This is a genomic window from Aquabacter sp. DMC10, from assembly GCF_056314145.1.
On record NZ_JBQUYX010000006.1, the window covers coordinates 14099 to 36203 of the forward strand.

General features: G+C 66.9%; 23 protein-coding genes. 12 read left to right on the plus strand and 11 right to left on the minus strand.

The window, feature by feature from the left end; all coding sequences use genetic code 11:
- Nucleotides 1–244: 244 nt before the first annotated feature.
- From ACT54L_RS16395 to ACT54L_RS16425, 7 genes are all read left to right on the plus strand, one after another.
- Nucleotides 245–1162, plus strand: a complete 918-nt coding sequence (locus tag ACT54L_RS16395) for a branched-chain amino acid ABC transporter permease (RefSeq protein ID WP_476086709.1) — start codon at nucleotides 245–247, stop codon at nucleotides 1160–1162.
- Nucleotides 1162–2592, plus strand: a complete 1431-nt coding sequence (gene livM, locus ACT54L_RS16400; protein WP_476086710.1) for a high-affinity branched-chain amino acid ABC transporter permease LivM — start codon at nucleotides 1162–1164, stop codon at nucleotides 2590–2592. The genes ACT54L_RS16395 and livM overlap by 1 nt, the downstream gene beginning before the upstream one ends.
- Nucleotides 2589–3500 (plus strand): ABC transporter ATP-binding protein, encoded by a 912-nt coding sequence (locus ACT54L_RS16405; RefSeq protein ID WP_476086711.1) that lies wholly within the window; start codon nucleotides 2589–2591, stop codon nucleotides 3498–3500. The genes livM and ACT54L_RS16405 overlap by 4 nt, the downstream gene beginning before the upstream one ends.
- Nucleotides 3497–4219, plus strand: coding sequence for an ABC transporter ATP-binding protein (locus ACT54L_RS16410; RefSeq protein WP_476086712.1), 723 nt, complete (start codon nucleotides 3497–3499; stop codon nucleotides 4217–4219). Before ACT54L_RS16405 ends, ACT54L_RS16410 begins: the two co-directional genes overlap by 4 nt.
- 2 nt (nucleotides 4220–4221) lie before the next feature.
- Nucleotides 4222–4683 carry a DUF6867 family protein gene (locus ACT54L_RS16415; protein ID WP_476086713.1) on the plus strand — a complete coding sequence of 154 codons (462 nt, stop codon included), beginning with the start codon at nucleotides 4222–4224 and terminating at the stop codon, nucleotides 4681–4683.
- Nucleotides 4684–4836: 153 nt separating this feature from the next.
- Entirely contained in the window at nucleotides 4837–5940 is a 1104-nt protein-coding gene (locus tag ACT54L_RS16420) for a branched-chain amino acid ABC transporter substrate-binding protein (RefSeq protein WP_476086714.1), read from the plus strand.
- 154 nt (nucleotides 5941–6094) lie between these two features.
- Complete coding sequence (locus tag ACT54L_RS16425) at nucleotides 6095–6715, plus strand: glutathione S-transferase family protein (RefSeq protein WP_476086715.1); 621 nt, start codon at nucleotides 6095–6097, stop codon at nucleotides 6713–6715.
- Nucleotides 6716–6726: 11 nt separating this feature from the next.
- Here ACT54L_RS16425 and ACT54L_RS16430 read toward each other — a convergent pair whose 3' ends face one another.
- Nucleotides 6727–7458, minus strand: coding sequence for a cytochrome c biogenesis CcdA family protein (locus ACT54L_RS16430; RefSeq protein WP_476086716.1), 732 nt, complete (start codon nucleotides 7456–7458; stop codon nucleotides 6727–6729).
- 248 nt (nucleotides 7459–7706) lie between these two features.
- On the opposite strand from ACT54L_RS16430, the gene ACT54L_RS16435 reads away from it, so the two are divergent.
- Both ACT54L_RS16435 and ACT54L_RS16440 read left to right on the plus strand, forming a co-directional pair.
- Nucleotides 7707–8696 carry a P1 family peptidase gene (locus ACT54L_RS16435; RefSeq protein WP_476086717.1) on the plus strand — a complete coding sequence of 330 codons (990 nt, stop codon included), beginning with the start codon at nucleotides 7707–7709 and terminating at the stop codon, nucleotides 8694–8696.
- Nucleotides 8697–8706: 10 nt separating this feature from the next.
- Nucleotides 8707–9246, plus strand: coding sequence for a hypothetical protein (locus ACT54L_RS16440; RefSeq protein ID WP_476086718.1), 540 nt, complete (start codon nucleotides 8707–8709; stop codon nucleotides 9244–9246).
- On the opposite strand, the gene ACT54L_RS16445 is transcribed toward ACT54L_RS16440, so the two are convergent.
- The 9 genes from ACT54L_RS16445 to coxB form a co-directional block, all read right to left on the minus strand.
- The gene (locus tag ACT54L_RS16445; protein WP_476086719.1) at nucleotides 9236–10483 is read right to left on the minus strand and encodes an NAD(P)/FAD-dependent oxidoreductase; all 1248 of its coding nucleotides are present in this window, start codon (nucleotides 10481–10483) and stop codon (nucleotides 9236–9238) included. The genes ACT54L_RS16440 and ACT54L_RS16445 overlap by 11 nt on opposite strands.
- A gap of 136 nt (nucleotides 10484–10619) precedes the next feature.
- Nucleotides 10620–11354, minus strand: coding sequence for an SURF1 family protein (locus ACT54L_RS16450; protein WP_476086720.1), 735 nt, complete (start codon nucleotides 11352–11354; stop codon nucleotides 10620–10622).
- Entirely contained in the window at nucleotides 11351–11740 is a 390-nt protein-coding gene (locus ACT54L_RS16455) for a DUF983 domain-containing protein (protein WP_476086721.1), read from the minus strand. The genes ACT54L_RS16450 and ACT54L_RS16455 overlap by 4 nt, the downstream gene beginning before the upstream one ends.
- Nucleotides 11741–11893: 153 nt before the next feature.
- Nucleotides 11894–12727: a cytochrome c oxidase subunit 3 gene (locus ACT54L_RS16460; RefSeq protein WP_476086722.1), complete on the minus strand. Its 834-nt coding sequence runs from the start codon at nucleotides 12725–12727 to the stop codon at nucleotides 11894–11896.
- 146 nt (nucleotides 12728–12873) lie between these two features.
- Nucleotides 12874–13500, minus strand: a complete 627-nt coding sequence (locus ACT54L_RS16465; protein WP_476086723.1) for a cytochrome c oxidase assembly protein — start codon at nucleotides 13498–13500, stop codon at nucleotides 12874–12876.
- 27 nt (nucleotides 13501–13527) lie between these two features.
- On the minus strand, nucleotides 13528–13707 hold the full coding sequence (locus ACT54L_RS16470; RefSeq protein WP_476086724.1) for a hypothetical protein: 180 nt from the start codon (nucleotides 13705–13707) through the stop codon (nucleotides 13528–13530).
- A 3-nt stretch (nucleotides 13708–13710) separates the two neighbouring features.
- The gene (locus ACT54L_RS16475) at nucleotides 13711–14655 is read right to left on the minus strand and encodes a heme o synthase (RefSeq protein WP_476086725.1); all 945 of its coding nucleotides are present in this window, start codon (nucleotides 14653–14655) and stop codon (nucleotides 13711–13713) included.
- A gap of 176 nt (nucleotides 14656–14831) precedes the next feature.
- Nucleotides 14832–16448, minus strand: a complete 1617-nt coding sequence (ctaD, locus tag ACT54L_RS16480; protein WP_476086726.1) for a cytochrome c oxidase subunit I — start codon at nucleotides 16446–16448, stop codon at nucleotides 14832–14834.
- Nucleotides 16449–16568: 120 nt separating this feature from the next.
- Nucleotides 16569–17435 (minus strand): cytochrome c oxidase subunit II, encoded by an 867-nt coding sequence (gene coxB, locus ACT54L_RS16485; protein ID WP_476086727.1) that lies wholly within the window; start codon nucleotides 17433–17435, stop codon nucleotides 16569–16571.
- Nucleotides 17436–17888: 453 nt separating this feature from the next.
- On the opposite strand from coxB, the gene ACT54L_RS16490 reads away from it, so the two are divergent.
- From ACT54L_RS16490 to ACT54L_RS16500, 3 genes are all read left to right on the plus strand, one after another.
- Complete coding sequence (locus ACT54L_RS16490) at nucleotides 17889–18491, plus strand: invasion associated locus B family protein (protein ID WP_476086728.1); 603 nt, start codon at nucleotides 17889–17891, stop codon at nucleotides 18489–18491.
- Nucleotides 18492–18601: 110 nt separating this feature from the next.
- A complete protein-coding gene (locus ACT54L_RS16495; RefSeq protein WP_476086729.1) occupies nucleotides 18602–20440 on the plus strand; it encodes a monovalent cation:proton antiporter-2 (CPA2) family protein in 1839 nt (612 codons plus the stop codon).
- Nucleotides 20441–20614: 174 nt separating this feature from the next.
- Nucleotides 20615–21562: a DUF937 domain-containing protein gene (locus ACT54L_RS16500; RefSeq protein WP_476086730.1), complete on the plus strand. Its 948-nt coding sequence runs from the start codon at nucleotides 20615–20617 to the stop codon at nucleotides 21560–21562.
- A 107-nt stretch (nucleotides 21563–21669) separates the two neighbouring features.
- Here ACT54L_RS16500 and ACT54L_RS16505 read toward each other — a convergent pair whose 3' ends face one another.
- A complete protein-coding gene (locus ACT54L_RS16505) occupies nucleotides 21670–21969 on the minus strand; it encodes a DUF1127 domain-containing protein (RefSeq protein WP_476086731.1) in 300 nt (99 codons plus the stop codon).
- Nucleotides 21970–22105: the final 136 nt, after the last annotated feature.

Sequence of the window (22105 nt, forward strand, 5' to 3'; positions counted from 1 at the left end):
AGCCTGAGGCCGCCGACGCCTCGCTCTGGTATACACGTATACAGGTATACCACGGCGATCTCAATGGACCCCCGGTGGAAGCCGCGAGGACCCCGAGCACGGGGACGTGATGGCGGCCATCCACAACCGACCTTCGACTATTTGTGTCCAAACGCAGGCCGCGCTATGACTCAAATGGTACGCTCGCCCGTTCATGAGGCACGATCAAAGATTAGGCGTATCCAGAAAGAGGGGCAGTCTCGGAATGGATGTCTTCCTCCAGCAGCTCATCAATGGGCTGACGCTCGGTTCAATCTACGGATTGATCGCCATCGGCTACACGATGGTGTTCGGCATCATCGGCATGGTGAACTTCGCCCATGGCGACGTGTTCATGGTGTCCATCTTCATCGCATTGATCTTTTTCCTGTTGCTGACCACGGTGCTCGGCATCACCTCCATCTTCGTGGCGCTGGCCATTGTTTTGATTCTGGGAATGGCGTTCACGGGCCTGGTGAGCTGGACCATCGAGCGGGTCGCCTACCGCCCGCTGCGGGGTTCCTTCCGCCTCGCGCCGATGATCTCCGCCATCGGCATGTCCATCCTCTTGTCCAACTTCGTCCAGGTGGCCCAGGGCCCCCGCAACAAGGCGATCCCGCCCATGCTGCCGGACGTGGTGGTGATCTACGACACCGGCTCCTACCAGGTGACGCTGGCCTATAAGCAAATCCTCATCATGGTGGTCACCGCCGTGCTGCTCGGCGCCTTCTGGTGGCTGGTGCAGAAGACCCCGCTGGGGCGCGCGCAGCGGGCCTGCGAGCAGGACCGCAAGATGGCGGCGCTGCTCGGCGTAGACGTGGACCGCACGATCTCCCTGACCTTCGTCATCGGCGCCGCGCTCGCCTCGGTCGCCGGCGTGCTCTACCTCATGTATTACGGCGTGGTGAATTTCTCCGACGGCTTCGTGCCGGGGGTGAAGGCCTTCACTGCCGCGGTTCTGGGCGGCATCGGCTCGCTGCCCGGCGCGGTGCTGGGCGGGCTTCTCATCGGCCTCATCGAGACCTTCTGGTCGGCCTATTTCACCATTGAATACAAGGACGTGGCGGCCTTCTCCATCCTCGCCATCACGCTCATCTTCATGCCGCAGGGCCTGCTCGGACGGCCCGAAGTGGAGAAGGTGTGATGGCCCTCGCCACCGCGGCGAAGACCCCGCCCTCCCCCATTGCGTCCGCCTTGAAGGATGCCCTCATCAGCGGGGCGATCACCGCCCTGCTGTTCCTGCCTCTGGTGGGTATGCGCGCCACGGAGACCTCCGAGGGGCCGCTCATCCTCACCTACCGGTTCGGGATGGTCGCGACCTTCGCCATCCTGGTGGCCGTGCTGCGGTTCATCCTGCTGCTGACCCTTTGGCGTCCGGGCCGGGAGAAACGCACAAGCACCGGCAATCCCGCCCTGGCGGCCGCCGGAGAGCGTTTGGGCGCGCTGCTGAAGCCGGCCTTCTTCGTTCTCCTGGTGCTGTATCCCGCCTTGGCCATCCTCGGCTCCGGCGGGCTCGGGCCGAGCCGCTATTGGATCGACCTCGGCATCTACATCCTCACATATGTGATGCTGGGCTGGGGGCTGAACATCGTGGTGGGCCTCGCCGGCCTCCTCGACCTTGGCTATGTGGCCTTCTATGCGGTGGGTGCCTATACGTTCGCCCTCCTGTCCACCAGCATTCCGGTGAACGAATTCCTTTCCGGCGCATTGGGAGAGGACTTCTGGAAGGCCTGGAGCTTCTGGGTCTGCCTGCCCGTGTCGGGCCTGCTGGCGGGCCTGTGGGGGGTGATCCTCGGCTTCCCCGTGCTGCGGCTGCGGGGTGACTATCTGGCCATCGTCACGCTGGCCTTCGGCGAGATCATCCGCCTGGTGCTCATCAATTGGGTGGATCTGACCAATGGCGGGGCGGGCATCTCGTCCATTCCCCCCATCACCTTCTTCGGCATACCCTTCACCTCGGGCGACACGGGATTTGCGGCGCGGTTCGGGCTCGCCTTCGACCCCATGCAGCGCAACATCTTCCTTTATTTCGTCATCCTGGGCCTGGCGGCGCTGACCGCGATCGCCACCGTGCGCCTGCGCCGCATGCCGGTGGGACGGGCCTGGGAAGCGCTGCGGGAGGACGAGATCGCCTGCCGCTCGCTCGGCATCAACACCACCTTGACCAAGCTCACCGCCTTCGCCACCGGCGCCATGTTCGGCGGCTTTGCCGGCGCCTTCTTCGCGGTGCGCATCCGCTTCGTATCGCCGGAATCCTTCACCTTCATGGAATCGGCGGTGATCCTGGCCATCGTGGTGCTCGGCGGCATGGGATCGCAAATGGGGGTGGCAGTTTCCGCCATTCTGCTCATCGGCGGCATGGAGATGCTGCGCAACCTCACCTTCCTGAAGGACCCCTGGCTGTTCGGGCCCGACTTCGACCCCACCCTCTACCGCATGCTCATCTTCGGCTTTGCCATGGTGGCGGTGATGGTGTGGCGGCCGCGCGGGCTGGTGTCCAGCCGGATGGCCACCATCTTCCTGAAGGAACGCAAGAAGGTGTCCGGTGACCTGGTGAAGGAGGGCCACGGATGAGACCCTGGGAACAGGACCCCATCCTCACGGTCGACCATCTGTCCATGCGCTTCGGCGGCCTGGTGGCGGTGGGCGACGTCTCCTTCCATGCCGGGCGTGGCCAGGTGACGGCGGTGATCGGCCCCAACGGGGCCGGCAAGACCACCGTGTTCAACTGCATCACCGGCTTCTACAAGCCCTCCGTGGGTCGCCTCGCCCTGGCCCATGGGGGCGCGCCGAGCCCGCAGGAGCTGGCGGAGCTGACCCGCAATGGCCTCGCGCAGGCCCGCACCAAGGCCGGTGCGCTCTATCTTCTGGAGCGCCTGGCGGACCACAAGGTGGCCTCCGCCGCCAAGGTGGCGCGCACCTTCCAGAACATCCGGCTTTTCTCCGGCATGACGGTGCTGGAAAACCTGCTGGTGGCCCAGCACATGAGCCTGACCCAGAGCGGCCTCATGAACCCCGCCGCCCTGCTCAACCTTCCCTCCTGGCGGCGGCAGGAAAAGGCGGCGGTGGCGCGCGCGGTGGACTGGCTGGAGCGCATCCAGCTGACCCACCGGGCGGATGATCCCGCCGGCGACCTGCCCTATGGCGACCAGCGCCGGCTGGAAATCGCCCGCGCCATGTGTTCCGAACCCGTGCTGTTGTGCCTGGACGAGCCGGCGGCGGGCCTCAACCCGCGCGAATCTCTGGCGCTCAATTCCCTGCTCCTGTCGCTGCGGAACGACTACAAGACCTCGGTGCTGCTCATCGAGCATGACATGAGCGTCGTGATGGAGATTTCCGACCACGTGATCGTGCTCGAATACGGCCGCAAGATCGCCGACGGCACGCCCGAGGAGGTGCGCTCCGACCCCAAGGTCATCGCCGCCTATCTGGGCGTGGACGAGGATGCGGTGGAAAGCGTCGAGGCGGAGGTGAGCGCATGAGCCAGCCCCTGCTCTCCGTCCGCGATGTGCGCACCCATTACGGCAAGATCATCGCCCTGAAGGGCGTCGACCTTGATGTGAACGAGGGCGAGATCGTCACCATCATCGGTGCCAATGGCGCCGGCAAGTCCACGCTCATGATGACGGTGTGCGGCGCACCGCGCGCCAGCACCGGCGAGATCCGGTTCGCGGGCGAGGACATCACCCGCCTGCCCACCCACGAAATCTCCCGCCGCCGCATCGCTCAATCGCCGGAAGGGCGGCGGATTTTTCCGCGGATGACGGTTTATGAGAACCTGCAGATGGGTGCCGCCATCGATGGCTATGCCCATTTCGAGCAGGACCTGGAGCGCATTTTCGAGATGTTCCCGCGCCTGCGGGAGCGCCTGCATCAGCGCGGCGGCACATTGTCGGGCGGCGAGCAGCAGATGCTGGCCATCGCCCGCGCGCTGATGAGTCGCCCGCGCCTGCTGCTTCTGGACGAGCCCTCCCTCGGCCTTGCGCCTCTGGTGGTCCGCCAGATCTTCGATGTGATCCGCGACCTCAACGAGACCGAGGGGCTCACTGTGTTCCTGGTGGAGCAGAACGCCTATCACGCCTTGAAGCTCGCCCATCGCGGCTATGTGCTGGTCAACGGCGCCATCACCATGTCCGGCACCGGGCGGGAATTGCTGGAAAGCCCGGAAGTGCGCGCGGCCTATCTGGAAGGGGGGGCCTGAGCATGGCATCGACCTCCGCTCACCCCGGCCGGTTCGGCTCGCCCATGGTCATCCTGCCCCTGGTGGGACTTGCCCTGGTTGTGGCGCTTGCCCTGGTCCGGCCTGGTCTGGTGGTGGAAGTGTCCACCGGCGATTTCATGCTGGTGACGCTTTTCCTCGGCGGCGGCGCCGCCTGGCTCACCGGCCGGGCGGTGGCGAAGGGCTGGAGCCCGTTCTGGCAAGTTCCGGTCTATTGCCTGCTCCTCACCGCGGCCGTGCGCTTCTGCCACTTCGCGCTGTTCCACGGCACCCTGGCCCTCGGCAGCCACGCAGGGGTGGAATTCGTGCTGATCGTCTCCATCGCCGCGCTGGGCTTCCGCTCGGTGCGCCGGCGGCAGATGACCGAGCGCTATGAGTGGCTCTATGAGCCGGCCGGCGTCCTGGCCTGGCGCACCCGCGCGGACGCGGGAGACAGCACCCCATGACGCGGCGCCCGCCATCGACAGCAGGCGGGAATTTGGCACAATGCCGTTCCGAGAGGCCCGCCCCCGAAGGGGCAGGCCACGCTCAGGCTCTTCCGACGTGAACAACCCGACGGGCCGGCAACAGGTCGACACCGTCAGACAGAGGAGAACCGGATGAAGAAGCTTCTACTGGCCGGGCTTGCGCTCGGCGCAGGGCTCGCCTTGAGCCCCGCCTTCGCCCAGGCACCCGTGAAGCTCGGCGTCGGCGGCCCGATGACCGGCGCCAACGCGGCTTTCGGCGCCCAGCTCAAGACCGGCGTGGAACAGGCGGTCGCCGACATCAATGCCGCCGGCGGCATCAATGGCCAGAAGATCGAGCTTTACGTGGGCGACGACGCCTCCAAGCCCGAGCAGGGCAAGTCGGCCGCCAACAAGTTCATCTCCGACGGCGTGAAATACGTGGTCGGCCACTTCAACTCCGGCGTGTCGATCCCGACCTCGACGGACTATGAGGAAGCCGGCGTGCTGCAGATCAGCCCGGCGTCCACCAATCCGCAGTTCACGGAGCGCAAGCTGTGGAACACGTTCCGCACCTGCGGCCGCGATGACCAGCAGGGCGCGGTGGCGGGCGAGTACATCGTCCAGAACTTCAAGGGCAAGAAGGTCGCCATCGTCCACGACAAGACCCCCTACGGCAAGGGCCTGGCGGACGAGACCCAGAAGGCCATGAACAAGGGCGGCGTGAAGGAAGTCCTCTATGAGGGCATCAATCCCGGTGAGAAGGACTATTCCGCCCTCGTGTCCAAGCTGAAGGCGGCGGGCGTTGACCTCGTCTATTACGGCGGCCTGCATCCCGAGGCCGGCCTGCTGGTGCGCCAGATGCGCGACCAGGGCCTCACCACCGTCCTGTTCTCCGGCGACGGCATCACCGACAAGGAGTTCTGGACCATCGCCGGTCCCGGCGCCGCTGGCACGCTGATGACCTTCGGCCCCGACCCGCGCAAGAACCCCGCCGCCAAGGAGGTGGTGGAGAAGTTCAAGGCCAAGGGCGTCGATCCCGAAGGCTATGTGCTTTACTCCTACGCGGCCACCCAGATCATCAAGCAGGCGGCGGAAGCCGTGAAGTCCAACGATCCCAAGAAGATCGCGGACTACATGCATTCCGGCGCCACGTTCCAGACCGTGCTTGGCCCGCTCTCCTTCGACAAGAAGGGCGACATCACCAAGAAGGACTATGTGGTCTACGTCTGGAAGGATGGCGGCTACAGCGAGATGTGATCCCGCCTGTTCCGCGTTTTATGAGGGGCCCGCGCCGGTCGCGCGGGCCCTTTTTCATGCCTGCCCCGGCGCAGAATGATTAAAAGCACCTTCTGCACGGGCCCCATCGGCCGCGACTCCCACCTCTCGCGGCAGGGCCCATCAAGGAGGCAACATGCTCAAGATCTGGGGACGGGCCAATTCCACCAATGTGAAGAAGGTCGTGTGGTGCGCCCGGGAACTGGGCCTTCCCTTCGAGCGGATCGAGGCCGGTGGCGCCTTCGGCCTGGTCAACGAGGCCGCCTATCGCGCCATGAACCCCAACGGCCTGGTCCCCTGCATCGAGGATGACGGCTTCATCCTGTGGGAATCCAATGCCATCGTGCGCTATCTCAGCGCCAAATATGGCGTCGGCACCCTCTGGCACACCGACCCCGCCGTGCGCGCGGTGGGCGACAAATGGATGGACTGGCCCACCTCGTCCCTCGCCGCGCCCTTCCGCGACCTGTTCTGGAACATGGTGCGCCTCGCGCCCGCCGAGCGCGACATGGCGGCTGCGGAAAAGGGCCTTGAGACCTGCACGACCCTGTTCAAGCGCGTGGATGCCGAATTGGCGCGCATGCCCTATCTGTCCGGCGAGACCTTCGCCATGGGCGACATTCCGTTGGGCTGCTTCGTCTATGCTTGGTTCGAAATGGCCATCAGCCGGCCGGACTTGCCCCATCTGCGCGCCTGGTATGACCGGCTGCGCGCGCGGCCGGCCTTCCTGGAGGCGGTCGCCATTCCCCTCACCTGAGGGGCCCGGCCTCAGCCGATGCTGGACAAAGCGGGGAAGGTCTCCAGCAGCCAATAGCTCACCGAGGCCACCCAGCCCGACATGAACGCGATGCCGGTGATGACCAGGAAGGCGCCCATGGCCTTCTCCATCACCGGCAGCAGACGGCGCATATGGATGAGCGCCTTCAGGAACGGCCGCACCATCACCGCCGCCAGGAGGAACGGCACGCCGAGCCCGGCGGAATAGACCCCGAGCAGCAGCGCGCCCTTGGAGACGGTGGCCTCCGACCCCGCCACCGCCAGGATGGCGCCCAGCACCGGGCCAAGGCAGGGCGTCCAGCCAAAGGCAAAGGCGAGCCCCATCACAAACGCGCCCCACAGGCCGGTGGGCGGCGCCACGGCGGGCCGCGCGGTGCGCGAGAGCAGGTGGATGCGGAACACCCCGAGGAAATTCAGCCCCATGATGATGATGGCGATGCCCGCCAGCATGCCCAGCACGTCCATATGGGCCCGCAGCACGTCGCCAATGGCCGAGGCGCCCGCGCCCAAAGCCACGAACACCAGGCTGAAGCCCGCCACGAACAGCAGCGAGCCGAACAGGGTGCGCCGGGCCACCGTGTCCAGCCGGCCGGACGAGGTGAGATTGTCCAGCGTGGTGCCGGCCAGGAAGCACAGATAGGGCGGCACCAGCGGCAGAACGCACGGCGAAAGGAAGCTGGCGAGCCCGGCAAAGAAGGCGGCGGGAAGCGTAACGTCGGCCATGGACACCCGGTGGCGGCAGGACAGGGGGGCGCCCCCCCGGCAAGGATGATCGGCCGACCCCGCCGCCCGGGGTGCCGATATCCGGCTTCATGGCGCCTGAGCCCGACCACGGCAAGGCCGCACTGGCGGCCTCCCCGCGATGTGAAGGGGCAGACAGCCGCACAGGCCGATTGAAATCCCCTGCCCGGATCGTGCACAGAGGCACAGCGTCGCACGGAACGCGGGTCGGCGAAGGGACAGGAAGCGGAATGCTGAACCTCATCACCGACATTGCCGGCCTCAAGGTGGGCCATGCCCAGGACCTCGCCCTCGGCTCCGGCACCACCGTGATTCTCGCCGAGGCGCCGGCCGTCGCCGCCGTGGATGTGCGGGGCGGCAGCCCGGGCACCCGCGAGACCGACCTGCTGGCGCCCGCCGCCGTCGTTGAACAGGTGGACGCCATCGTATTGTCGGGAGGGTCGGCGTTCGGCCTGGACGCGGCGAGCGGGGTCATGGCCGCGCTGGCGAGCGCGGGGCGCGGCTTCGCCGTGGGGCCAGCCCGCGTGCCCATCGTGCCCTCCGCCATCCTGTTCGATCTCCTCAATGGCGGCGACAAGGCCTGGGGCGACACCCCGCCTTACCGGGCACTGGGCCTTGCGGCACTCGGCAATGCCACCGACGGGGCGTTCGCGCTTGGCTCGGTGGGCGCCGGCACCGGGGCCCAGACCTCCACCGTGAAAGGCGGGCTCGGCTCCGCCTCCGCCCGTGCCCCCACGGGCCATAGGGTGGGCGCGCTGGTGGCGGTGAATGCCTTCGGCAATCCCCTGGTGGGCGAGGGCCCTTGGCTGCGGGCCGCGCCTTATGAGCGCAATGGCGAATTTGGCGGGCGGGGCCTGCCGGTCCCGTGGCCGGACGAGACCCTGCCGCGCGTCAAGGGGCTTGGCCCCCGCGGTAACACCACCATCGCCGTCATCGCCACCGATGCGCCCCTGTCGGTGGCGCAGGCCCGACGCCTCGCGGTGATGGCGCAGGACGGCTTCGCCCTTGCCCTTCACCCCGCCCATGCGCCGCAGGACGGGGATTGCGTTTTCGCCCTCGCCACCGGCCGGAACGCTGTCCCCGTCACGCTGGCGGACGAAACACTCATCGGCGCCACCGCTGCCCATGTGATGGCCCGTGCCATCGGGCGTGCCATCTACGAGGCCACGGCCCTCCCCGTCCCCGGGGCTCAAAAGGCGTGGCGCGACCTCTTTGCCTGAAGGAAGACCCATGGCCTCTCTGCCCCGCATTTTTACCCCGCGCCGCCGCCGGCCCGATGAGCCAGCCCTATCGGGCATGCTCGCCATCCTCTTCTGGTGCGCCTGCGGCATCACGGCGGTGCCCCTGGCCGGGATCTTCAGCCTGATCGCGGCCATCGGACCGGCGGGAGCGGTCTCGGCCGTGGTGGACAGCCTGTCCGGCCCCTCCATGGCGGCTCAGATCCTGCGGCTGGGGCTCATCCCGCAGCTGGCCCTGTTCATCTGGTCGCTGAGCTTTGTCATCCTGACGGTGCAGCGCTCGGTTCATGCGCTCACCGTTTCGCCCTGGCTGCTGGCCACCTGGGCGCTGGTGACGGCGCTGTGCCAGTTCGGCATCCGCAATGCCATGGCGGTGGACGGGCTCACCGTGGGTGATCTCGCCGCGCTGCTGCCCGGCATCCTCGTGCAGACGGCCGGCGCCGCCGCCTTCTGGGGCTATCTGCGGGAAGGCGACCGGCCGCGCCGGTATTTTTCCCGCGGCCCCGCCAAGCCGGCCGTGTCTAAGCCGTAAAGCGCTCCAACCCATAGGGTGCGGGATCGGTGAAGGGCGTCGCGCCGGTCATCATCTCCGCCAGAAGCTTGCCGGTGGTGGGCCCCAGCGTGAAGCCCCAATGGCTGTGGCCGAAATTCAGCCACAGGCCGGGCTGGCCGGGCATCTCGCCCAGCACCGGCTTGGAGTCGGGGAAGGCCGGCCGGCTGCCGATCCACGGCTCCGCCTCGCGCACGGTGCCGAGCGGAAGGAGCCGCCGCGCCAGCGGCGCCACCTCCCTGGCCTGGCGGGGATCGGGGGGATCGTCCCGGCGCGCGAACTCGATGCCGGTGGTGGCCCGGATGCCATAGCGGGTGGATTGGAGACAGAATCCGCCCGCCCGATCCACCACGGCGCGGGACAAGGTGACGCCGGGCTCCGGCGCCAGATGAATGTGGTAGCCCCGTTTCACGGCGAACGGCGCCCGCAGGCCGAGGGGCTGCAGGAGATCGGGGCTCCACGGGCCAAGGCAGGCCACCGCCCGCTCCCCATCCACCGGCCCCTCCGCCGTCTCCACCCGCCAGCGCCCGCCCGTGCGCCGCAGGCTGCGGGCATCGCCCCGTAAGACCAGCCCGCCCCGCTGCTCGAACAGGCGCGCATAGGACTTCACCAGGCCGCCGGGATCATCGCAATTGTCGCACTCGGGCCAGAAGGAGCCGCGTCGGACATCCGGCTTGAGATGCGGCTCGAGCGCGCGCACGCCCTCCAGGTCCAGTTCCGTGCAGGCCACCCCCACACTGCGGGCGAGCTCCCGCTCCGGCGCGGCGGAGCGGAAGTCCGCCTCGCAATGATAGATCTTGATCCAGCCAGTCGGCCGCAACAGGTGCGCCGCACCGGCTTCGGCCGCCAACCGGCGATGATCCGCCCGCGCGGCGGCCATGAGCGGGCGCAAGTCGCGCGCGCTCCTGGCAAGGCCGGCCGAGCCCGAGGCAACGAAATAGGCGTGGAGCCAGGGCAGCAGGCCCGGCAGGGCGCCCAGCCGGTAATTGCTTTGCGGCGCCAGCTTCAGCGCATGGCGAACCAGCACCTTCAGCTCGCGGGGAAAAGACACGGGAAACAGCGCGCTGCCCTCGATCACCCCCGCATTGCCGAACGAGGTTTCCTCGCCGGGCGCGCGGCGATCCACCACCGCCACCGAAAGCCCGGCCGCCTGGAGATGCAGCGCGCTGCCCACCCCCACCATGCCCGCGCCCAGAACAACGCAATCCACCCGTGCCATCGCCGCCCCCTTGGGTCGGCGCCGATCTTAAGTCGGGCGGAGGAGGGGCGGAACAGGAGGGCGCACGCGCGCCCTGCACGTCATCACGCTCCACCTCTGCCGCTGCCGCATGGCGCGGGGGCAGCAAGCGGTCGCCTCAGCCGGAGCGCCGGCGCAGCCAGGTGACGAGGAACGCCACATAGACGCCAAGCAAGGTGGCCGCGAGGCCAAACCAGGTGAGCGCATATTCCAGATGCCGGTTGGGGAATTCCACCCGCGTCTGCCCCCCCAGAGGCAAGCCGCCGGGATTGGGCGTGGCATCGGCATCGATGACGAAGGGCGCGGCATCGGTCAGGCCGCGCGCCGCCGCGATCTGCACCGGCACACGGCGGTACCAGGCATTGCGTCCGGGCTGGTTGTCCGGCACGAACCAGCTGGGCTCCTCCGCGAAACGCAAGAGGCCGCGCACCGTCACCGGTCCGGTCACCTGGCCCGCCTGGCGGGTGGCCGCATCCTTATTGTCCTGCGGGACGAAGCCCCGATTGACCAGGATGGCCGACCCCGTCGGCAGCATCAAAGGCGTGATGACCCAGAAGCCCGGGCCGCGCAGGGGACCCTTGCCGTCGGACAGGACCGTGTACAGGAGGGTTTCGCGGCTATGGTCGAACGTGCCCGTCGCCTGAACCGGCCGATACTCATCCTCCGCGGGGGTGAGCTCGTCCCAGCTTCCCTTCTGGAGGATCTCCGGCGGCTGCCCCGTGCGGCTGCGCACGGTCTCCAGCAGGTCTTCTTTCCATGCCAGCCGATCCAATTGCCACAGGCCGAGCCCCACCAGCAGGGCGAACGCGACCACCGACAGCAAGGTCGCCAGGAGAAACGAGGCCCGGCTCATTCGGCGGAGGGGTCCCGCAGCCGGCCCTCGGCCGCCTTGTTGCGATATTGGAACGCCACCAGCACGGCCTTGAACGGCCGTAAAAGCCCGAGCGTCACCAGCAAGATGGCAGGAATCCACAAGACCGCATGCAGCCACAAGGGAGGCTCATAGGCCGCTTCCACCCAGAAGGCCAAGGCCACCACGATGAAGCCGCCGATGAGGATGACGAAGACCGCCGGTCCATCCCCCGCGTCGATGAAGCTATAGTCGAGGCCGCACGCCTCGCAGCGCGGCGCCACGTCCAAAAAGCCCTTGAAGAGCTTCCCGCGTCCACAGCGCGGGCATTTGCAGGCCAGACCCGCGGCTACCGGCGAGACGGGCGCGTAATAATTCCCCGTGGACATGGCCTCTCCCGCTGCACGTGCGCGCCGCATGGGCCGCCGGCCCGCCTCAGAACAAAACCGCCGGCCCTCTCCTGCGAGGGCCGGCGGCCGATGCCTCAAACCGTCGGGCAGGACGAAGGCGGGCCGCGATCGGCTCCGCCCCATCGTGCAGACTCAGTGGCCGCCACCCGAGCCGGCGCCCCACACATAGATGAACGTGAACAGGAACAGCCACACCACGTCCACGAAATGCCAGTACCAAGCCGCCGCCTCGAAGCCGAAATGCTTCTTGGGGGTGAAGTCGCCCGCCAGGGCCCGCAGCAGGCACACCAGCAGGAACAGGGTGCCGACGATCACATGGAAACCGTGGAAGCCGGTGGCCATGAAGAAGGTGGCGCCATAGATGTTGCCCGAGAAGTCGAAATGGGCGTGCATGTACTCGTAGGCTTGGCACAGCGAGAACAGGGCGCCGAGCACGACGGTGCAGACGAGGCCCCATTTCAGCCCCTGCCGGTCATCCTCCAGCAGCGCATGGTGCGCCCAGGTCACCGTGGTGCCGGACGTCAGCAGGATCAGCGTGTTGAGCAGCGGCAGATGCCAGGGATCGAGAGATTCGATGCCCTTGGGCGGCCAGGCGCCGCCGGTGAACTCGAAGCGCGAATAATTGATCGCTTCGCCCGAGAAGAGGGAGGCATCGAAGAAGGCCCAGAACCAGGCCACGAAGAACATCACCTCGGAGGCGATGAACAGGATCATGCCGTAGCGGAATGCGATCTCCACCACTGGCGTGTGGAAGCCCTGATGGCCTTCCCGCACCATGTCCCGCCACCAGCCGAACATGGTGTAGAGCACACCAAGGAAGCCGATGCCCATGGGAATGGCGGTGCCGCCATGCATCCACAGGACGGCGCCCGCCGTCAGGATGAAGGCCGAGATGGCGCCGATGATGGGCCACGGGCTCGGCTCCACCATATGGTAGTCGTGCTGCTTAACGTGTCCCTCGGCCATATCGCCCGGCCTCCCTTTCCCAACGTCCCATCCGATCCTGACGCGTCCCGAAGGCACCGGTAACATTCCCCGGTCGTCCGTCTGGCCGCGCCTCTTGTCTGCTCGCGCCTCTCGCGGCCACCGTTCGGCAGCCGGCCCGGGCGCGTTCACATGGCCTTGCCGGCCTCACCTGCTCCCGGCCCGGCCGAATTGCGTGCCAGCGGCTGGCTGGGCGCTTTGGCGGGGAAGAAGGTGTAGGACAGCGTAATGACCTTCACGCTCTTGAGGTCTTCATCCTGCTCGATGGCGGGGTCGATGAAGAAGACCACGGGCATGTCGACCTTTTCCTTGCCCTCAAGCACCTGCTCGTTGAAGCAGAAGCACTGCATCTTCACGAAATAGAACCCGGCCTGGGCCGGTGTGACATTGTAGGTGGCATTGCCATAGGTGGGCGTAGCCGCCTGGTTGGCGGCGAGATAGTAGGCCATCTTGGTCTCGCCGACCTTGACCTCCACCTCCCGCTGTTCGGGCTTGAAGTCCCAGGGCAGGCCCGGCGCCACATTGGCGTCGAAGCGGATCTTCATGGTGCGGTCGAGCACCGTTTCCGGGGCTGCCGCGCCCACGCGGGTGGCGCCGCCGAAGCCGGTGAGCGAACAGAACATGGAATAAAGCGGCACGGACGCATAGGCCGCCGCGATCATGGCGACCACGAAGCCGACGCAGGCGGCCGCGACGAGACCATGGCGCGGCTTGCGCCGCTCCGCGCCCCCACCTGCCCCGTTTCCGCCGTCCATATACATGTCCTGCCCTCGCGCCTGCCGTCAGAGCGGCCGGTTCAAAACATTGGGGCCCAGCTTCACGATGGTGACCACATAGAAGAGCACCACCAGAAAGCCGAGCACGGAGGCAATGGCGATGTTGCGCGCCCGCCGCCGCTTGGCCTGTTCTTCGGTCAGCACCACCCCGTCCTGGCGGGGCGGCTCCTTCTCCTTTTTCGCCACGCCTCAGATCCTCGTCACGAGCGCTTCCACCAGCAAGGTGGCAAACAGCAGGAAGAGATAGAGGATGGAAAAGCCGAACAGCCGCTTGGCCGCCTTGATCGCCTCGGCGCCCGCGCGCCGGCGGAACACATCGATGGCCAGCCAGATCATGCCCGCGCCGGTGACCGCCGCCACCGCCCCATAGGCAAGGCCCGCATAGCCGAGCGCGACAGGCGACAGCGCCAGCGGCACCAGGAACAGGGTGTAGAGCAGGATCTGCCGGCGGGTTTCATCCGGCCCGGCCGTGACGGGCAGCATGGGCACGCCGGCCCGCGCGTAATCATCCGCCCGATAGAGCGCCAGCGCCCAGAAATGGGGCGGCGTCCAGAAGAAGATGATGGCCACCAGCAGCAGGCTCTCCAGGCTCACCGAGCCCGAGGCGGCGGCCCAGGCCACCATGGGCGGGAAGGCGCCGGCGGCCCCGCCGATAACGATGTTCTGGGGCGTCGAGCGCTTCAGCCACATGGTGTAGATGACCACGTAGAAGAAGATGGTGAAGGCCAGCAGCGCCCCCGCCAGAGCATTGACCAGCAGGCCGAGAACGCCGACGGAAAAGGCGGCGAGCGTCAGGCCAAAGGCCAGCGCTTCCTGCGGCGTCACCTTGCCGGCCGGAATGGGCCGCCGGCGGGTCCGCGACATGACGGCGTCAATGTCCGCGTCCCACCACATGTTCAGCGCCCCGGCCGCCCCGGCGCCCACGGCGATACACAGAATGGCGGTGAAGGCGATCACCGGATGCACATGGTCCGGCGCCCGAACGAGGCCGACCAGCGCGGTGAACACCACGAGCGACATCACCCGCGGCTTCAGAAGCGCCACATAGTCTCCCGGCGAAGCCAGCCCGCCCGATGTGTTGGGAGCCAGGGCCGCGCCTTGAGACTGGTCGATGCTGGCACTCACGTCACTCATTCAACTCACTCCGCCCCGACGGGGCACCCCGTTCGACCGATGCGACATAACATCCGCCTGATCCTACACCATCGGACGACGGACCGGGACCGCCCCGATCTTGGTGGGGGCGAGCCGGTTCACCCGCCTCGCCCTCGTCCCCCGGCGGCGCGGTAAGCGCGACGCCGGGAGCGACTTCACTTGATCCGCGGCAGGACCTCGAAGGCATGGAAGGGGGGCGGAGAGGACAAGGTCCATTCCAGGGTGGTCGCACCCACGCCCCACGGATTGGGACCGGCCAGTTCCTTTCGGCGGAAGGCGACGAAGATGCCGGTCAGGAAGATGAGGACGGCAAAGCCCGAGATGTAGGAGCCGATGGACGAGATGTAGTTCCAGTGCGCGAACGCATCCGGATAGTCCACATAGCGGCGGGGCATGCCGGCAAGGCCGAGGAAGTGCTGCGGGAAGAAGATCATGTTCACGCCGACGAACGTGACCCAGAAGTGCAGCTTGCCCCAGAATTCCGGGATCATGTAGCCACTCATCTTCGGGAACCAGTAGTACCAGCCGGCAAAGATGGCGAACACGGCGCCCAGCGACAGCACATAGTGGAAGTGGGCGACCACGTAATAGGTGTCATGCAGCGAGCGGTCGATGCCCGCATTGGAGAGCACCACGCCCGTCACGCCGCCCACGGTGAACAGGAAGATGAAGCCGATCGCCCACAGCATGGGGGTACGGAACTGCACCGAGCCGCCCCACATGGTGGCGATCCAGGAGAAGATCTTCACGCCCGTGGGCACCGCGATAATCATGGTGGCGGCCACGAAGTAGGACTGCGTGGAGGCGGACAGGCCCACCGTATACATGTGGTGCGCCCACACCACGAAACCCACCACGCCGATGGCCACCATCGCATAGGCCATGCCGAGATAGCCGAACACGGGCTTGCGGGAGAAGGTGGACACGATGTGGGAGACGATGCCGAAGCCGGGCAGGATGAGGATATAGACTTCCGGGTGCCCGAAGAACCAGAACAGGTGCTGGAACAGGATCGGGTCGCCGCCGCCGGCCGGATCGAAGAAGGTGGTGCCGAAGTTGCGGTCCGTCAGCAGCATCGTGATGGCGCCGGCCAGCACGGGCAGCGACAGCAGCAACAGGAAGGCGGTGATGAGCTGCGACCAGGCGAACAGCGGCATCTTGTGCAGCGTCATGCCCGGGGCGCGCATGTTGAAGATGGTGGTGATGAGGTTGATGGCGCCCAGAATCGAGGAGGCGCCCGACACGTGCAGCGCGAAGATCAGCAGGTCCATGGCCGGGCCGGGATGGCCGAGCTTGGACGACAGGGGCGGATAGATGGTCCAGCCGCCGCCGAAGCCGTTGGAGCCGGCCGCGCCTTCCACGAAGAGCGAGATGATGGCCAGCGCGAAGGCCGGCGGCATCAGCCAGAAGGCGATGTTGTTGATGCGCGGGAAGGCGGTGTCGGGGGCGCCGATCATCAGCGGCACGAAATAATTGCCGTAGCCGCCGATCAGCGCGGGCATCACCATGAAGAAGATCATGATGAGGCCGTGGCCGGTGGTGAAGACGTTGAAGGTCTGCGGATTCTTGAAATACTGCAGGCCCGGCTCCATCAGCTCCATGCGGATGCCGATGGACAAGGCACCGCCCACGATCCCCGCCACCAGGGCGAAGATCAGGTACATGATGCCGATATCCTTGTTGTTGGTGGAAAACACCCACCGCTTCCACCCGGTCGGGATGTGATGGTCGTCGGCGTGATCGGCGTGGGCCGCAGGGGCGTGGCTGGCCATGGCACAGTCCTCAGTCTTCGACGTTTCCGTCTTGTCTCAATCCGTGTCGCGCGCCGGGACCCTGTCCCGCGCGCCCGTATCCCGTTCGCCTGCACCGGGCGCGCGGCCCGGCGGCTTGCCTCAGCGGGCGGCGTCCGCCAGCTGGAAGCGGGCCGGTTCCTCGGCGGCGCGCACCGGGCTCGGCGCCTGCGCATATTTCTGCTTCGCCTGGGCGATCCACTGGTTGAAGTCGGCCTCGCTCACCACGCGCACCGCAATGGGCATGAAGGCATGGTCGCGACCGCACAGTTCCGAGCACTGGCCGTAATAGATGCCTTCCTTGGTGGCCTTGAACCAAGACTCATTCAGGCGGCCGGGCAGCGCGTCGATCTTCACGCCGAAGGAGGGGACGGCGAAGGAATGGATCACATCCGCGGCGGTCACCTGGATGCGCACATTCTTGTTCACCGGAACGACCACCTCATTGTCGACGGCGAGCAGGCGCGGCTGACCGGGCTTGAGGTCCTTCTCCGCCACCATGAGCGAGTCGAAGCTGAAGCCGCCGTTATCGGGATATTCATAGGACCAGTACCACTGGTGACCCGTCACCTTCACGGTGATGTCCGGCTGGGGAATGTTCAGCTCCAGATGGAGCAGGCGGAACGAGGGGATGGCGATGGCCACCAGGATCATCACCGGCACCACCGTCCAGGCCACCTCGATCATGGTATTGTGCGAGGTCTTGGAGGGCACGGGGTTGGCGCGCTCGTTGAAGCGCACCATCACGATGGCCAGAAGCACCATCACGAACAGCACGATGGCGGTGATGATGATCAGGATGAAGGTATTGAAGGAGTGGATGCTCTCCATCACGGGCGTCGCCGCCCCCTGGAGGTTGATCTGCCAATCCGACGGCTGACCCATGCCGGCCCACGCAGTCGCACCCGACAGACTCACGCCAGCCGTGGAGGCCAGGGCGAGAAGGGCAGAGCGAACGGACTGTCTCATGGCGATGATGTCTCCCTGAACAGCAATCCCTTGCCGTTCCTTACGTTATGGCATCCCGCGACCAAAGACGAATGCGGCGGATTGGCCTGAGCGCCCTTTCTTTGATTTACATCAAACACAATTCGGGGGGTCCCGCAATTGAGACACGGGCGCGCACGATGCGACAGAAAGTCGGTACCCATGCGCCTTGCGCCCCGCTTCAAGGCGTGTCCTTCCCCTGCCGGAAGCCTGCGGTGCCCGGCGGGTCGCGGCACCCCGCGCGGCCCTCTTCGAGGCCCCCTCACCGCTCCGTGTCTGTGCGAATCGGGGCCGAATGCGCATTTCACGGCAAAACATGCCGCCGCATTCTTGACACGGACGGTCAGCCTTTTAAGCGAAACCTTGCGAGGATCGACGAAAGTTCGGTCGTCGCCGACATGCGGCCATGCCGCCAGGATTTGGAGCCGGGAGCCAATGGGGTTCATGTTGTCGCGGGGCGATGCCCGCAAGTCGCCGGGCGCGTGCGTCCGCAGCATCGCCCGGACGGGAGCGCCACAGCTGAGCCGGATCGCCCGTCCAGCGCAGGCGTTCCTTTTCAGCATCTTCGTGGCGCTTGTGTTCCTGGCGGGCGCACCCGCCGCCCATGCCCAGGGCACCGTCAAGCAGGTCTACAACGATTGGCAGATCCGCTGCGATACCCCTCCTGGCGCCCAGGGTGAGCAGTGCGTCCTGCTTCAGAGCGTCCAGGCAGAGGATCGCCCCAATGTGGGCCTCACCGTCATCGTGCTGAAGACGGCGGACCAGAAGAGCCGCCTCCTGCGCGTCCTGGCCCCGCTCGGCGTTCTCATCCCGTCGGGCCTTGGGCTGAAGATCGACGATGCGGATGTGGGACGGGCCGGCTTCGTGCGCTGCCTGCCCAACGGCTGCGTGGCCGAGGTGGTGATGGACGATGCCCTGGTCAATCGCCTGCGCAACGGCAAGCAGGCCACTTTCATCATCTTCCAGACCCCGGAAGAGGGCATCGGAATACCGCTCAGCCTGAACGGATTCGGCCCCGGGTTCGATGCGCTGAAATGAGGTGACGCAGCGCTCGCTGCGTCGCACACATTTTCCCGCCCTTAGGCTAGGTTTGGCCATTCTTGGTCCCCACAAGGGGCCCGGCTTGGGCGTTGCAGGAGGCAGGCGGGATGCACGGAACCGACCATACACTGTTCCTGAGCGCCCTCGCCTTCCTGGCGGCTGCGGTGATTTCCGTGCCGCTGGCCAAGCGGCTCGGCCTGTCCCCGGTGGTGGGCTATCTGGCCGCCGGCATCGCCATCGGCCCTGCCGGCTTCAATGTGGCCGATCCCGGCACCGTCATCACGGTGGCGGAACTTGGCGTGGTGCTGCTGCTGTTCCTGATCGGCCTGGAGCTTCAGCCCTCGCGCCTGCTGTCCATGGGGCGCTATATTTTCGGCCTCGGCACGGCCCAGCTCCTGGTCACCGGCGTGCTCATCGCGTGCGTGGCCTGGTCGCGCGGCATGACGGTCGCGGGCGCGGTCATTTCCGGCATGGCGCTCGCCATGTCCGCCACCTCCATCGCGCTGCAACTGCTCACCGAGCGGGGCGACCTCCAGAGCGGCTACGGCCAGCGCGCCTTTTCCATCCTCCTGTTCCAGGACATTGCCATCGTCCCCCTGCTGGCGTTGGTGCCCTTGCTGTCTCCCGGCAAGGAGGAACTGCCCGCAGATCCCATCGGCACCTTGCTCCAGGCGTCGGCGGCGCTGTCGGCCGTGGTGGTGATCGTGGTGGCGGGACGCTATCTGCTGAACCCGCTGTTCCGCGTGCTCGCCCGCTCCGGCGCCCGCGAGGCCATGACCGCGGCGGCCCTGCTGGTGGTGCTGGGGGCGGCCGGCCTGATGGCGGCGACCGGCCTGTCCATGGCGCTCGGCGCCTTCCTGGCCGGCCTGCTGCTCTCGGAAAGCACGTTCCGGCACGAGCTGGAGGCCAATATCGAGGCCTTTCGCGGCCTGCTGTTGTCCATGTTCTTCATGGGCGTGGGCATGACGCTGGACCTCGATCTGGTGCTGAGCCATCTCGGCCCGCTCACCGCCGCGGCTTTGCTCATCACCCTCATCAAATTCCTGGTGGTGTTCCTGCTCTATCGCGGCGATCACAACACCCGGTCGGAGGCCATGAAGGCCGGCGCGGTGCTCATGCCCGCCGGCGAGTTCGCCTTCGTCCTGTTTCCCCTGGCGCTTTACAACGGCATCCTCACCAAGGACCAGGCGGAGCTGCTCACCGCCATCGCGGCCCTGACCATGATGATCGGTCCGCTGGTGTTCTCCCTCATCAACCGCTTGCTGCCGCGCTTCCGCAAGGACGCGCCGGAGCGCGAGGCGGACGACTTCTCTGAGGCCAGCGGCCGGGTGCTGGTGATCGGCTTCGGGCGATTCGGCCAGATCGTGGCCCAATGCCTGCTCGCCGAAGGGGTGCAGGTCACCATCATCGACAATGACGTGGAGATGATTCAGAGCGCCGGCCGCTTCGGGGTTCATATCTATTATGGCGATGGCACGCGGCTGGATGTGCTGCGGGCGGCGGGCGCGGAGAATGTGGAGGTGATCTGCGTCTGCGTGGACGATCGCGAATCGGCGGATCGCATCGTCGACATCGTGCAGGCCTCCATGCCCAATGCCGCCCTCCATGTGCGCGCCTTCGACCGGGTGCATTCCATGGACCTGCTGCGCAAGGGCGTGCGCTACGAGATGCGCGAGACCCTGGAATCGGCCTTCGCCTTCGGCGGGCGTACCCTGGAGGCGCTCGGCTTTGACAAGGACGCGGTGGGCGAACTGGTGGCGGATGTGCGCGCCCGCGACCGGCTGCGCCTGGAGCGGCAGGTGGCGGAGGGGCTCTACAGCGGCGGCGACATGGTGCCCTCCCGCAAGGTGGAGCCGGAGCCGCTCACCGAACCGGAAAAGCCCGCCCGGCCGCTCAATCCCGAGGCCCAGGACGTGCTCGCTCACGAGACGGAATTTTCCGGCTGAGCCGGGGCCGGCGCGCGCGGCGCAAGGCCGCGGGCGGGCGGCGCGATTCGGGCGCGCCCGCCTGTGTCAGGGAATGACGGGCGGTTCCATCCCACCCTTCGCCGCAGCTTTTACCGCGAAGGCACAGTGATTTCCCCTGAACCATGACGTAAACTCCGCCATCGGGAGGGCACAATGGATCAGTTCGTACAGTTGATGCGCGCTGCGCAAGGCGGCCAGGGCCTGGACAATATCGCGCAGCTCTACGGTCTGTCGGTCCAGCAGGCGCAGAAGGCAGCGGAAGCCCTCATGCCGGCCTTTGCGCTCGGCGTGCAGCGGGCCATGGCCTCGCCGGATGGCATGGCGCAGCTCATGGCGCTGATGATGCGCGGGCCCTACAGCACCCTTTATGACCGTCGCCCCTCCGGGCCGGCGGCGCTCAACCAGGCCGGCAGCCCGGCGCTGGACGCGCTGTTCGGCTCGCAGGAGGTGAGCAAGGCGGTGGCCGATCACGCGGCTTCCTCCACCGGCCTCGGCGTTGCCGTTCTCAAGCAGCTCATGCCGGCCTTCGCCTCCATGGTGCTGGGCGGCTTGACCAAGTCGCTGGCGGCCTCCGGCGCGCTCAACCAGATGCTCGCCGCCATGCTCGCCCGCGCCAACGGGCAGCCCGTCCCCACCGGCAATCCCTGGGTGGATACGCTCGCCTTGACCCTGTCGTCCGGCGGCGGCATGGGCCGGGTGTCCACGGGCAATCCGTGGATCGATTCCTTCGCCCAGATGATGGCCCAGTCGCCCTGGGGCGGCACCGGCATGGGCGGTGCGCAGAACCCCTGGCAGGACATGATTTCGGCGACGCTCTCGCTGATGGGGAGTTCCATGCCCCAGCCGCCTCAGCCGGCGGCCCCTCCTCCGCCCCCGCCGCCGCCTCCCCCGCCGCCGGCGCCCCTCGGCCAGTGGCCATTCCAGGATTATTTCGCGCAGCTGTTCTCCCAGGGCTTTCCGCCTGCCGGCATGATGCCGCCCGGCTACGACCCGAAGACGCTCAGCCAGTTTGCGGCCTTCTTCCCGTTCCAGGACTTCTGGGGCCAGATGCTGGACCGCACCTCCGGCCATGGCGGCACGCCGCCCAAATCCAAGGGGTGACGGGGCCAGGCGTAGAAGTCGACGCACAACGAAAGAACCCGCGCCGGCTGCGGACGGCGCGGGTCAAGTGGGCGGTCGCGAGGGGCGTGACCGCCGATGGATCGGGCTCAGCCGCGCGGGCGGCCCTTGAGCCGGTTCGCGGCTCGGCGCTCGACGGCGCGGCTCACCAGAACATGGCTCGGATCGCTCCAGAGGGGCTCTGACGCGGCATCGCGGAGATCGGAGCGGGTCAGCCCCACATCACGCAGTAGATAATCATCAAATTCAAGCATCTGAGACACGATGCGTCGATGCTCGACGGCGCGGACGAGTTTATTGACCGTGGAGATCCCGTGCGTGATGAGACCGGCCACGACTGCACCAACGGGGGCGACAATCAGCCTGCGTGTTTCACCATAAACGCTCATATCGATCTCCATCAGACAACGTACGAGTACCTTCCGCTTTGCCTCCTGCCAGCGAAACAAGCCACCCGATTTCGGTCCGTCATCCGTGCTGACCTATGTGCTACGGACGATTGAATCACGCTAGCGAATGTTTTTC